The sequence below is a fragment of the Streptomyces sp. NPDC013457 genome, from assembly GCF_043089925.1.
Taxonomy (GTDB): Bacteria; Actinomycetota; Actinomycetes; order Streptomycetales; family Streptomycetaceae; genus Streptomyces.
Window position 1 is genome coordinate 827625 of record NZ_JBICBL010000001.1, and the last position, 13046, is coordinate 840670.

General features: G+C 73.9%; 8 protein-coding genes. 6 read left to right on the forward strand and 2 right to left on the reverse strand.

The genetic code is table 11. The features are described from left to right. Window positions 1–155: 155 nt before the first annotated feature. Window positions 156–2282 (forward strand): SpoIIE family protein phosphatase, encoded by a 2127-nt coding sequence (locus tag ACF1G2_RS03690; RefSeq protein WP_391796660.1) that lies wholly within the window; start codon window positions 156–158, stop codon window positions 2280–2282. Then, on the forward strand, window positions 2279–4978 hold the full coding sequence (locus tag ACF1G2_RS03695; protein WP_391796661.1) for a SpoIIE family protein phosphatase: 2700 nt from the start codon (window positions 2279–2281) through the stop codon (window positions 4976–4978). The genes ACF1G2_RS03690 and ACF1G2_RS03695 overlap by 4 nt, the downstream gene beginning before the upstream one ends. Before the next feature lie 58 nt (window positions 4979–5036). Here ACF1G2_RS03695 and ACF1G2_RS03700 read toward each other — a convergent pair whose 3' ends face one another. Further along, on the reverse strand, window positions 5037–5834 hold the full coding sequence (locus tag ACF1G2_RS03700) for a VOC family protein (protein WP_391796662.1): 798 nt from the start codon (window positions 5832–5834) through the stop codon (window positions 5037–5039). Between the two features lie 181 nt (window positions 5835–6015). On the opposite strand from ACF1G2_RS03700, the gene ACF1G2_RS03705 reads away from it, so the two are divergent. Further along, window positions 6016–6831 (forward strand): DUF899 domain-containing protein, encoded by an 816-nt coding sequence (locus ACF1G2_RS03705; protein ID WP_391796663.1) that lies wholly within the window; start codon window positions 6016–6018, stop codon window positions 6829–6831. A 19-nt stretch (window positions 6832–6850) separates the two neighbouring features. On the opposite strand, the gene ACF1G2_RS03710 is transcribed toward ACF1G2_RS03705, so the two are convergent. After that, complete coding sequence (locus ACF1G2_RS03710) at window positions 6851–7108, reverse strand: DUF3291 domain-containing protein (protein WP_391796664.1); 258 nt, start codon at window positions 7106–7108, stop codon at window positions 6851–6853. A 124-nt stretch (window positions 7109–7232) separates the two neighbouring features. On the opposite strand from ACF1G2_RS03710, the gene ACF1G2_RS03715 reads away from it, so the two are divergent. The 3 genes from ACF1G2_RS03715 to ACF1G2_RS03725 all read left to right on the forward strand — a co-directional run bounded on the left by ACF1G2_RS03715 (window position 7233) and on the right by ACF1G2_RS03725 (window position 13032). Further along, entirely contained in the window at window positions 7233–11156 is a 3924-nt protein-coding gene (locus ACF1G2_RS03715; protein ID WP_391796665.1) for a Pls/PosA family non-ribosomal peptide synthetase, read from the forward strand. Window positions 11157–11205: 49 nt separating this feature from the next. After that, window positions 11206–12615 (forward strand): M1 family metallopeptidase, encoded by a 1410-nt coding sequence (locus ACF1G2_RS03720; protein ID WP_391796666.1) that lies wholly within the window; start codon window positions 11206–11208, stop codon window positions 12613–12615. A gap of 195 nt (window positions 12616–12810) precedes the next feature. Beyond that, window positions 12811–13032 carry a VOC family protein gene (locus tag ACF1G2_RS03725; protein WP_391797026.1) on the forward strand — a complete coding sequence of 74 codons (222 nt, stop codon included), beginning with the start codon at window positions 12811–12813 and terminating at the stop codon, window positions 13030–13032. Window positions 13033–13046 lie beyond the last annotated feature (14 nt).

Below are 13046 nucleotides of genomic sequence, written 5' to 3' on the forward strand. Positions count from 1 at the left end.
CGCGACGTCCTCGGCGGCTCCGCCGGTCGCGGCCGTGAAGCCGACGGGCGCCGTCTGACGGATGATGGAGGGGACCCGCGCGTCCGCGCCGTCGACGTACAGCGACGGCGTGGTGGACGCGGGGCGGAGGGGGGCGGAGGAGGGATGCGGTCTGGATGAGTGCGGCGGCGATTCCCCCTGCCGGCCAGGACCCGGCGAACCCCGACTTCGCCGTGGAGCCCGGCGGGCTCCTTGATGTGCTCGGGGTGGCCGCCGTCGTCGTGGACGCGAGCGGGCGGATCGTCCTGTGGAGCCCACAGGCGGAGGCGATCTTCGGATATCCCGCCGCGGAGGCGCTGGGCAGGCCGGCTGCCCGGCTGCTGGTCGAGGAGCGCCACCGCGACCAGGCGCTCTCGCTGTTCGAGCGGGTGATGTCGGTGCGGGGACCATGGGCCGGCACGCCCTGGTCCGGCATCTTCTCGGTACGTCACAAGGACGGCCGAACGATCCCGGTCGAGTTCCGCAACACCAGGCTCCAGGACGACCAGGGGCAGCTCTACGCGCTCGGTCTGGCCACGGACGCGGGAACGGCGAGGCGCGTGGAACAGGACCTCGCCCTCTCCTCCCGGCTGGTCGCCCACTCCCCGATCGGCCTGGCAGTCCTCGACTCCGACCTCAGGTTCGTCCTGGTCAACCCGGCACTCGAACAGATCGACGGCCGGACCGCCGCCGGCCATCTGGGCCGTCCGTTCCGCGAGGCGCTGACGTCACCGGACGGCGACGCCCTGGAGGCGGCGCTCCGTGACGTGCTGGAGACGGGCGTGCCCGTCCTGTCCAGGAGCGTGCGGGGCCCCGACCGGCCCGGCGGCCGGGAGCAGGTCTGGTCGGTGTCGCTGTACCGCCTGGAGAACTCGGCTCAGCGCGTCGCCGGAGTCGCCGTCTCGGTCGTGGACATCACGGACCAGCACCACGCCGCCCGGGCGGCCGCACGCGCCAGGCGGCGCCTCGCGGTGATCGCGGACGCGTCCGAGCGCGTGGGCACCACCCTGGACCTGGACCTCACCGCGCACGAGCTGGCGGATCTGGTCGTCCCGGAGTTCGCCGACATCGCCGCCGTGGACGTCCTGGAGGACATCCTGACCGGCCCGCACCCCGGCGGGACGCGGGCCTCGGGCCCTGCCGTGTTCCGCGCCCTGGCGGTCAAGGCCGCCTACCCGACTCCCGCGGAGGAGGCGGCCGACCCGGTCGGCCAGCCCGCCCGCTACGGCATCGAGCGGCTGGTCACCCAGTGCGCCCGTACCGGCCGCCCGGTCCTCGTCGAGCAGGTCACGGAGAGTGATCTGACCCGTATCGCCCGGGCCGGGCCGGCGGCCGCGCTGTTGCGGAAGGCTGGCGTCCACTCGTACCTCGCCGTCCCTCTGCGTGCCCGCGGCATCGTCCTCGGGGTGCTGGACCTCAAGCGGGCGCGGAACTCCGTGCCGTTCGACCAGGACGACGTCCTGCTGGCCGGGGAGCTGGCGGCCCGCGCGGCCGTGGCCATCGACAACGCCCGCTGGTACCGGCACCAGAGCCAGGCCGCGCTGGCACTCCAGCGCCATCTGCTGCCGCACGGCCCGGCACGGCTGAACGGGCTCGACGTGTCCTACCGCTACCAGCCGGCCTCCGAGGCGGTCGAGGTCGGCGGGGACTGGTTCGACGCGATCCCGCTCCCGGACGGCAAGACGGCCCTGGTCGTGGGCGACGTGATGGGCAGCGGGATCAAGGCCGCGGCGACGATGGGCCAGGTGCGCACGGCGGCCCGCACGCTCGCCGGGCTCGGACTGGCGCCCTCCGTGGTCCTGACCCAGCTGGACCGGACGGTCGTCGACCTGGACGAGATGGCCACCTGCCTGTACGCCGTGTACGACCCCGAGCGGGGAACCTGCCGCCTCTCCAACGCCGGCCATCCGCCGCCCGTGCACGTCCCGATGGGCCTGCCACCCCGCTTGCTCGACCTCTCGACGGGTGCGCCGCTGGGCGTCGGCGGCGTCCCCTTCGAGACCGAGGAGATCGAGTTCGCCGCGGGCGACGAGCTGGTGCTTTACACCGACGGCCTGGTGGAGACCCGTGACCAGGACATCGACGTACGGCTCACGGCCCTCACCGACCTGCTCGGTCAGTCGTCCCTCCCCCTGGAGGAGACCTGCGACCTGCTCCTGGGCGCGCTGCGCGGCCCCGACGACCACGACGACGTGGCGCTGCTGATCGCCCGGGCCCAGCCGCCGTACGAGACCGGGCAGAGCCGAGAGGGGGAGGCCCCGTGAACGAGACGCCCTTCCCGGGTGACAGCCTCCTGCCCTTCCCCGAGGGCACGGCCGGGGCGCTGCTCGACGGCCGGGGGCGGATCAGCGGCTGGTCGCCGGAGGCCGGGGCGCTGCTCGGCCGGGGAGCCGCCGATGCCGTCGGCCGCCCGGCGCACGACCTCCTCGCGGACCCCTCGGCCTGGCCGGCGCTCGTGGCGGCGTACACGCGGGGCGAGGCGGGCGGCGAGACCGTGCTGCGCGGGGGCGGGGGTGAGGACGTCCCCGTCGTCTACCAGGCCTTCGCTCTCGCCGCCGACGCGCAGGACGGCGGTGGCGACGACGGCGAGGACGGCGACGACGGCGACGACGGCGAGAGTGCAGGCGACGGCGAGAGTGCCGGCGAGGCGGGCGGGGGATGTCTCGTCCTGGCCGCCCCCGCTCCGCTGGCCGCCCGCTGGCACCAGGACCGTGCGTTCGTCAGGGAGCTGTTCCTCCAGGACCGCGTGGGGCTCGCCGTCTTCGACGCGGAGCTTCGGCTTCTGCGGACGAACACCCATCTCCTTCCGTACACGGGTGTGCCGCGCGACCTCCGGGGCCGGCGGCTGAGCGAGTTCCTCTGGCCCGGAGACGCGGCGGCGGTCGAGAAGAAGCTGCGCGAGGTGCTGCGCACGGGCCGGCCGTCGATCGGTACTGAGGAGATCCTGCGGACCGTCGAGGACCCGGCCGGAGGGGTGGTCATCTCGATCTCGGCCTTCCGCCTGCAGGCACCCGACGGGCACGTCCTGGGCGTCACGGCCCTGTTCACCGACGTCACCGAACTGCGCCGGTCGGGCGAGCGCCTCGCGCTGCTGCACCGCGCGACGGCGAACGTCGGCGGTTCGCTCTCGGTCCGGGACACGGGCAGGGAACTGGCCGACGCACTGGTGCCGGGCCTCGGCGATCTCGCCGTCGTGGAGATCGCGGACGCGGTGATGCTGGGCGAGGAGCCGGTGCCCGGCCCCGGAGGGCGGCTGCGTCTGCGCCGTACGGCGGTGGCGGGGCAGCCGGCGGCAGGAGCCGACGCCACCCGGGCGCGCGCCGCCCTCGTCGCCGTCGACGGCGTGGAAACCGTCGACCGCGCGGGCGCTGGTGCGGGCACAGGCGGTGTCGGCCGTGTCGGTGGTGTCGGCGGGTACTCGGCGTTCATGACGGCGCCGCTGCGCGCCCGGGGGATGGTCCTCGGCCGGGTGTCCCTCGGCCGGCACCCGGACCGTGGCGCGTACGAAGGCGCCGACCGGGACCTGCTGCGCGAGATCGCCGACCGAGCGGCGCTCGCGCTCGACAACGCCCGCCGCTTCACCCGCGAGCGCCGGGCGGCGCTCGGCCTGCAGCGCAGCATGCTGCCGCCCACGCAGAGCGAGACCACCGCGGCGTCCACGTCGGGTGTGTACCTCCCCGCCGACACCACGACCGGGGTCGGCGGTGACTGGTTCGACGTGATCCCGCTCTCCTCCGCGCGGGTCGCCCTCGTCGTCGGCGACGTCGTGGGTCACGGCCTGGCGGCCACGGCCACCATGGGCAGGCTGCGGACGGCGGTCCGTACCCTCGCGGATCTCGACCTCGAACCGGACGAGCTGCTCGCCCACCTTGATGACCTGGTCACCCAGCTGTTCGCCGAGCCGGACGAGTCGGACAGCGAGTCCGAGACCGACGAACGGGACCGCAGGGACGAGGATGCGGACGCGTACGGGGACGGTGGCGACGACGGTGACGGCAACGAGGACGAGGGCACCGGCGACGACCGCGACGAGGGCTGGCACATCGGCCACCCCTCCTCCCCCACCGGCGCGACCTGCGTGTTCGCGATCTACGACCCGGTCTCTCTGCGGTGCTCGGTGGCCTCCGCCGGCCATCCGCCGCCCGCCGTGGCGGACCCGGAGGGCCATGTGTCGTACCTGCCCGTAGATCCCGGTCCCCCGCTGGGTATCGGCGGGCTGCCCTTCGAGACGACGGAGATCGAGCTGGCCCCCGGGAGCGTCCTCGCGCTGTACAGCGACGGGCTGATCGAGGGGCAGGACGGCGACCTGGACGCGGGCATGGCCGACCTCGCCGCGCGACTTGGCCGACCCGGGGCCCTCGCCCGGCCGTTGCGCGAACTCGGCCGGGAGATCGCCACGGCCCGCCGCGACGAAGGCGGTAAGCCCCGGGGCGCGAGCCCCGGCCAAGGACTCGGCCGGAGCCAGGGCCAGGGCCAGGGTCAGGGTCAGGGTCAGAGCCAGAACCAGCCCCAGACCCCGGGACTCGGTGACGACGTCACCCTGCTGCTCGCCCGCACGCGTGCCGTGCCCGCCGAGGACGCGGTCTCCTGGCCGATCGAAGCCGATCCGGCGGCGGTCGGCACCGTACGGGAGGCCGCCACGGCGCAGTTGCGGGCGTGGGGACTCGAAGAGCTCGTCTTCACCACCGAGTTGGTGCTGAGCGAGCTGGTCACCAACGCGATCCGGTACGCCGGGGGGCCGATCGAGGTACGGATCGTCCGGGCCGGCCGGCTCATCTGCGAGGTCTCGGACCCCAGCGCCACCCACCCGCGCATGCGCCGGGCACGGTTGACCGACGAGGGCGGTCGCGGTCTCTATCTGGTCGCGCAGCTCGCCACCCGCTGGGGCAGCCGCTACAGCCGAAGCGGCAAGACCATCTGGGCGGAACAGGACTTCCCGCCGCCCGTCCCCACGGAGTGACGCGACGGCTCGCGCCGCCGCGTCACGGCTCGCACCGCCTCGTCACGACCGGTACCGCTCAACTCGACTCGGGTGCGAGGATCACGAAGTCGGCGTTCGACGGGTCGACGCAGACGGCGAGACGGCCGACGCCTTCCGCGTCGTCCGGTCCCATCTGCACCTTGCCGCCGTTCTCGACGACCTTGGCGACCGCGGCGTCGCAGTCGTCGACGGCGAAGACCGGGTGCCAGTACGGCTTTCCGCCCGTGAGGGCCAGATCCTCCGCGGACAGCTTCATGAGGCCGCCCTGCATGCGCTCCTCCGGGAGCCCCGCCGGGGTGATGAGGGTGTACGTACCCCCGCCGCCGGGCATCGCCATGTCGCTGTACTGCCAGCCGAAGACACCGCCGTAGAACTCCTTCGCGGCGGCGTCGTCGGTCGTGTACAGCTCGGTCCACGAGAGCGAACCCGGCTCGTCGACGAGCTCGACGCCCTTGTTCGTGCCCGGCTGCCAGACCGCGAACTGTCCTCCGTGCGGGTCGCTGAACTGGGCCATCCGGCCCCACTCGTCGAGGTCCGTCGGCGGAACCCGGACCGTTCCGCCCGCCCGCTCCACCGCCTGCCGCGTGGCGTCCGCGTCGGCGACGGAGTAGTAGATCATCCAGGCCGAGCGCGCACCCTCCTCGGTGAGTTTGCCGAGCCCGCCGACGATCTTTCCGTCCCTGCGGAACATCCCGCCCTCCATGTCCTCCCCCGCCTCCATGGACTCGTACTCCCACCCGAGCACGGCGCTGTAGAAGCGGGCGGCGGCCTGGACGTCGGGGGCGCCGAGGTCGAGCCAACAGGGGGAGCCGGGTACGAAGTCGGTGGTGATCATGGCAGTGACCTTTCGCAGTTCCGATACGCCCTTCAGCCTTCCACCGGACTCCGGCCCTCGCCCGTCGAGCGCCCGTCCGTCATCCAGGGCCCCGCGATGAGTTCCGCCCTCGCCGCGCGTCTAATGGTCATAAGGACGCCCCACCACGCCGCACCCGGCACGAGAGCACGCGGAGGACACCATGCCGCCCACGTCGGACCGTTCCACCGGCGCGCTGCCCGGGCGCCCGCCCGTGGTCGACCTGGCCACCTGGCAGGCCGCCCGTGACGAGCTCCTGGTCCGCGAGAAGGCTCACACCCGCGAGGGCGACGCCATCGCCGCGGCCCGCCGCCGGCTGCCGATGGTGGAGTTCGACGGGACGGTCGAGGTCGTCGGGCCGGACGGCCCGGTCCCGTTCCTGGACCTCTTCCAGGGGCGCGACGAGCTCGTGGTCTACAAGCACATGTGGTACGACGGCGCTCCTCACCAGGGCCAGTGCGAGGGCTGCACGACCACGGCCTGGCACATGAAGGACGCCGTCTATCTCCACGCGCGCGGCGTCTCGTTCGCGGTGCTGACGACGGGCCCGTGGGACGAGGTGGCCGACTACGTCGCGTTCATGGGCTACACCCAGCCCTGGTACTCGGTACGCGACGCGGCGGAACCCGTCGGCGGGGAGATGGGGTACGTCGCCTGCTTCCTGCGCGACGGCGACCGCACGTACCTCACGTACTCCACGACCGGACGGGGCAACGAACCCGTCAACGGGTCGCTCGGTCTGCTCGACATGACGCCCTACGGCCGCCGCGAGGGGTGGGAGGAGAACCCCGAGGGCTGGCCCGACGCCCCCGACGCCGGGTCGCCGGTCGGTGGGCACGGTGCGCCGATCTGCTGGTACTGGCGTACGGACGCCGACGGTGTCGCCACATGGGGGCCGACCGGCCGGCCCGTACCGCAGTGGACCCGGCCCGGCGCGACGCCCGTGGAGACGCTCGGCCGGCACGGCGACCCCCACTGACGGCCGCGCGTAGGCGCGCTCAGGCCCCCGCCGCGTCCCCGGCCGCCACCCGCGGCGCGGCCCGCAGCTCCTGGGCGGCCTCGGCCGCGCCGTACGCCGAGGCGAAGGTGAAGGCGCGCGGGAACGGCCCGTTCGCCCGCAGGTCGGCCAGCCGCTCCAGCGCCTCGCCGACGGTCGGCAGGTGCCCGGCCGGAACGACACAGATCGGAGATGGAAGGGCGGAGCGGCTCGCGGCGACCGTTCCATTACCGTCCCGTACCGGCCACGCGCAAGACATCGACCGGTAAATCCTTGCCGACGCATTAGACTGGCGGGCTGTTTGGCGCCGGAAGGGAACAACCTGGGCAGACCCGGGCTCCACCGGCTACCCGGACGTTGCCGGGAACGAGACACGAGGTCCGATGGCAGCCACACCTGAGCACGGTGAATCCACTCTGCTCCACGACGAGGACGCATGGGAGGAGGAGACCGGCAAGTTCGCCCGGTTCTCCGCCGGGCCCGCGGCCCCGGTGCGCACCCTCGTCGACATCTTCGAGGCATCCGCACGGGCCTACCCGGACGAGCTCGCCCTCGACGACGGCCGTGCCCGGCTGACCTACCGTGCGCTCGCCGCCGAGGTCGAGCGCCGGCGGCGCGCCCTGGTCGCCGCCGGTGTGGGGCTCGGCGACCGGGTCGGTGTCCGCGTGCCCTCCGGGACCAACGAGCTGTACGTGGCCGTCCTCGCCGTCCTCGCCGCGGGCGCCGCCTATGTGCCGGTCGACGCCGAGGACCCGGACGAGCGGGCCGAGCTGGTCTTCGGCGAGGCCGGGGTACGCGCCGTCGTCGGCGCCGGGCAGCGCATCGAGGTCGTCGCACAGGACACGACCGGCCCCGCAGGAGCCCGTAGCCCCGGCGCCACCCGCCCCAGCCCCGAGCACGACGCCTGGATCATCTTCACCTCGGGCTCCACGGGCCGGCCCAAGGGCGTCGCCGTCAGCCACCGCAGTGCCGCCGCGTTCGTGGACGCCGAGGCGGCGCTCTTCCTCGTCGAGGAGCCGATCGGCCCCGGCGACCGGGTCATGGCGGGGCTCTCGGTCGCCTTCGACGCCTCCTGCGAGGAGATGTGGCTGGCCTGGCGCTACGGCGCCTGCCTCGTGCCCGTCCCCCGCTCCCAGGTCCGCAGCGGCGCCGACCTCGGCCCCTGGCTGGTGGAGCAGGAGATCACCGTGGTCTCCACCGTGCCGACCCTGGCCGCGCTCTGGGAGCCGGAGACCCTCGACGAGGTCCGGCTGCTGATCTTCGGCGGGGAGGCCTGCCCGCCCGAGCTGACCCAGCGCCTGGTCACCGAGGGCCGCGAGGTCTGGAACACGTACGGGCCCACCGAGGCCACCGTCGTCGCCTGCGCCTCCCTCCTGACCGGCGAGGAGCCCATCCGGATCGGTCTGCCGCTGAACGGCTGGGAGCTGGCCGTGGTCGACGAGTCCGGCGAGCCGGTGCCGATGGGCGGCAGCGGTCAGCTGGTGATCGGCGGCGTCGGACTCGCCCGCTATCTCGACCCCGAGAAGGACGCCGAGAAGTACGCCCCGCTGGACTCCCTGGGCTGGGAACGCGCGTACCGCAGCGGCGACCTGGTTCGCGCCGAGCCGGAGGGCCTGGTCTTCCTGGGCCGCGGCGACGAGCAGATCAAGCTCGGCGGCCGCCGCATCGAGCTCGGCGAGGTGGACTCCGCACTGCAGGCCCTGCCCGGCGTCGCAGGCGCGGCCGCCGCCGTCCGCACCGCACGCAGCGGCAACCAGCTGCTCGTCGGCTACCTGGTCACCCAGGAAGGCTGGGACCGCGCGGCGGCGGTCGAGCGGCTGCGCGCCGAGCTCCCCGCCGCGCTCGTACCGCTGCTGGCACCCGTCCCCGAGCTGCCCACCCGAACGTCGGGCAAGGTGGACCGGGACGCGCTGCCCTGGCCCCTGCCCGAACTGGAGACCACCGGCCCCGCCGAGCAGTTGTACGGCACAGAGGCCTGGCTCGCCGAGCAGTGGAGCGAGACGCTCGGGGTGGCCGTCACCGGCGCGGCCGACGACTTCTTCGCGATCGGCGGCAACAGTCTCGCCGCCGCCCAGCTCACCACGCGGCTGCGCACCCGCTATCCGAGCGCGGCGGTCGTCGACATCTACCAGCAGCCGACCCTGCGCAAGCTGGCCCGCCGTCTGGAGAAGTCCGTCCAGGACGACGGCGCCGCCCGGACCGTCGAGCCGGTACCGCTCCGGTCCGGGATCGTGCAGACCGTCCTGCTGCTCCCGCTCTTCACGGTGGTCGGGCTCCGCTGGTCGGTGGCGCTCCTCGCCCTCGGCAACGTCCTGCGCCGGTTCGGGCCCTACCCGTGGGCCCCGACCGCCTCGTGGTGGCTCGTCGCCGCCGGCGCGGCGCTGCTCTTCAGCCCTCCCGGCAGGCTCGCGATCGCCGCGGGCGGCGCGCGGCTGCTGTTGCGCGGGGTGAAGGCGGGACACCACCCGCGCGGCGGCAGCGTCCATCTGCGGCTGTGGACGGCCGAGCGCCTCGCCGAGTGCGTCGGCGCGACCTCGCTCACCGGATCCTGGCTGGAGCGCTACGCACGGGCGCTCGGCGCCAAGGTCGGCCCGGACGTCGACCTCCACTCGCTGCCGCCCGTCACGGGCATGCTCAAGCTCGGCCGCGGCTGCGCCGTGGAGTCCGAGGTGGACCTCTCCGGCTACTGGCTGGACGGCGACCGGCTGGAGATCGGCCCGGTCAAGGTCGGCGCGGGCGCGGTGGTCGGTACCCGCAGCATGCTGTTCCCCGGTGCGCGGGTCGGCAAGCGCGCCGAGGTGGCCCCCGGGTCGGCCGTGGCCGGACAGATCCCGACGGGGCAGCGCTGGGCCGGGGCGCCCGCGGGCAAGCTCGGCAAGGCGAAGCGGAACTGGCCCAAGGAGCGGCCGCCGCGCGCGCTGCGCTGGCGTGCCACGTACGGCGTGACCGGCTTCCTCCTCACGGCTCTGCCCGTGCTCGCCGCACTGCCGGCGCTGCTCGTCGTGAGCCGCTTCGTCCCGGCCGGCGCCGGGCTCGCCGAGGCCCTGCCGGGGGCACTGCTCGCCGTGGTGCCCGGGGCGCTCGCATACGGGTTCGCGTACGCGTCGCTGGTGCTGGTCTCGGTCCGGCTGCTCAGCCTGGGCCTGCGGACCGGAAGCCATCCGACGCACAGCCGGGTCGCCTGGCAGGCGTGGACCGTCACCCAGCTGATGGACATGGCGCGGGAGACGCTCTTCCCCCTCTACGCCGGGCTCATCACCCCGGTCTGGCTGAGGCTGCTCGGGATGAAGATCGGCCGGGGCGCGGAGGTGTCGACGGTGCTCGCGCTGCCGAGCCTCACCACCGTCGGCGAGGGCGCGTTCCTCGCCGACGACACCCTGACCGCGCCGTACGAGCTGGGCGGCGGCTGGGTGCGGATCGGTCACTCCGAGATCGGGCGCCGGGCGTTCCTCGGCAACTCCGGCATGACCGCGCCGGGCCGCACGGTGCCCGACGACGGCCTGGTCGGGGTGTTGTCGGCGACGCCGAAGAAGGCCAAGAAGGGCAGCTCTTACCTGGGTCTGCCCCCGGTCAGGCTGCCGCGGGCCGCCGCCGACTCCGACCGGAGCAGGACGTACGAACCGCCGACGCGCCTGCTGTGGGCGCGCGGGCTCGTGGAGCTGTGCCGGCTCGTTCCGGTGTTCTGCTCGGCCGCCCTGGCCGTGCTGACCGTGGCGGCGCTCTGTGCTCTGGCCACCACGGCTCTCGGGGGCTGGGGCACGGCGCTGCTGTCCGGGGCGGTCCTCCTCGCCGCCGGTGCGGCCGCGTGTCTGGTCTCGGTGGCGGCCAAGTGGCTGCTCGTCGGCAGGCACCGGACGGGCGAGCACCCGCTCTGGTGCGGCTTCGTGTGGCGCAACGAACTGGCCGACACCTTCGTCGAGGTGCTGGCCGTGCCGTGGCTGATCGGGTCGGTACCGGGGACCCCGCTGACGGTCCTCTGGCTGCGCGGCCTCGGGGCGCGGATCGGCCGCGGGGTGTGGTGCGAGAGCTACTGGCTGCCCGAGACGGACCTGGTCGTGCTGGGCGACGCGGTCAGCGTGAATCGCGGCTGTGTGTTGCAGACACACCTCTTCCACGACCGGATCTTGAGGACGGATACTGTGGTCCTCCGCGAGGGCGCCACGCTGGGTCCGGGTGGAATCGTCCTGCCCGGCAGCTCGGTCGGGGCCCGCAGCACGCTGGGGCCCGCCTCTCTCGTGATGGCCGGGGAGTCCGTCCCCGCCGACACCCGCTGGCTGGGCAATCCGATCGAGGCGTGGCGGGCCTGAACGGGCAGTACGAGCACGGCACAGCACAGGGCAGGGAGCGGGAGCGGCAGTGAGCGGCGAGCGGACGACGGCATCGGACCCGTACTTTCCTGACCACGGCGACTCCCGCTACCGCGTGCATCGGTACGAACTCGCCCTGGAATACCGTCCCGGCCCCAACCGGCTGGCCGGGACGGCCCGGCTCAGCGCCATAGTGGGGCGGGCCGCGCTCACCGAGTTCCAGCTGAACCTGGCCGACTTCAAGGTCGGCCGGATCCTCGTGAACGGGCGGGCGCCGCACTACACGCACCGGGGCGGCAGGCTCCGGGTCCGGCCGGCGAAGCCGCTGCCCGCCGGCGCCGCCTTCACGGTGGAGGTGCACTACGCGGGCAATCCCAAGCCGGTGCGCAGTCCCTGGGGCGGGCTCGGCTGGGAGGAGCTGACGGACGGCGCGCTTGTCGCGAGCCAGCCCGTCGGCGCACCCTCCTGGTACCCCTGCAACGACCGGCCCGCCGACAAGGCCTCGTACCAGATCTCGGTCAACACGCCCTCCGCGTACACCGTCGTGGCGGGCGGCCGGCTGCTCACCCGTACGACCAGGGCCAGCACGACCACCTGGGTGTACGAGCAGTCCGCGCCCACCTCCAGCTATCTGGTCGGTCTCTCGATCGGCATGTACCAGACGGTGCTGCTCGGCGACCCCGGGCTCGGTGGCGTGCCGCAGAGCGCCCATGTGCCGGCGCATCTCCTGCCGCGCTTCTCCCGGGACTTCGCCCGGCAGCCCGCCATGATGCGGCTGTTCGAGGAGCTCTTCGGGCCCTATCCGTTCGGCGAGTACGCGGTGGTCGTCGCCGACGAGGAGCTGGACGTCCCGGTCGAGGCCCAGGGTCTCTCCCTCTTCGGCGCCAACCACGTCGACGGCGCGCGCGGCTCGGAGCGCCTGGTCGCCCACGAGCTGGCGCACCAGTGGTTCGGCAACAGCGTCACCATCGCCGACTGGCGGCACATCTGGCTGAACGAGGGGCTGGCGAAGTACGCGGAGTGGCTCTGGTCGGAGCGCTCCGGCGGCCGTTCGGCCCACGAACTGGCGGGGATCGCCCACCGGATGCTGTCCGGGCTGCCCCAGGACCTGAAGCTGTCCGATCCCGGACGCAAGCTGATGTTCGACGACCGCCTGTACGAGCGCGGGGGTCTCACCGTGCACGCCGTCCGCTGCGCCCTCGGCGACAGCGCCTTCTTCCGGATGCTGCGCGACTGGGCGACCGTGCACCGCAACGGCGTGGTGACGACCGCGGGTTTCACCGCCCATGCCGCCCGCTACGCGGACGGGCCGGTGGACGATCTGCTGAAGGCCTGGCTGCACGAGCCGGCCCTCCCTCCTCTGCCCTCACCCCGGACCTCTCCGTCGATACCGGAGCGGCCCGCGTACCCGCCGACGAACGGCGGTTCCCCGGACCACGGGGGCAGGGCCTCCGCGTAGCCCGGCGAGGCGGACGGGGGACTGCGGCGGGAGCCCGTCAGCCGCCGAGGCGTGTGCTCAGCCAGTCGCGGTAACGGGTGGTCGCCCTGCGGGCACCGGCCCCGGCGATGAGGACGTCGCCGGGGACGGCCGCGAACATGCCCGCCTGGTCGTCGACGACGACACGCCGCCGGTACGGGCTTCGGCGGCATCGTCCTGGCGCACAACACGACCGCGCCGCAGGACGTCGACGCGCTCCTCGAAGCGGCCCGCCGGGCCGGCGGCACCGTCACCAAGCCGGCCGCGACGACGTCGTACGGCGGCTACGCGGGCTGCTTCGCCGACCCCGACGGGCACCTGTGGGAGATCGCCCACAACCCGGGCTTCCCCCTGGCCGACGACGGGTCCCTGACCATCTCGGACTTCGGCTCCCTGTGAGGACGCGCGGCTGG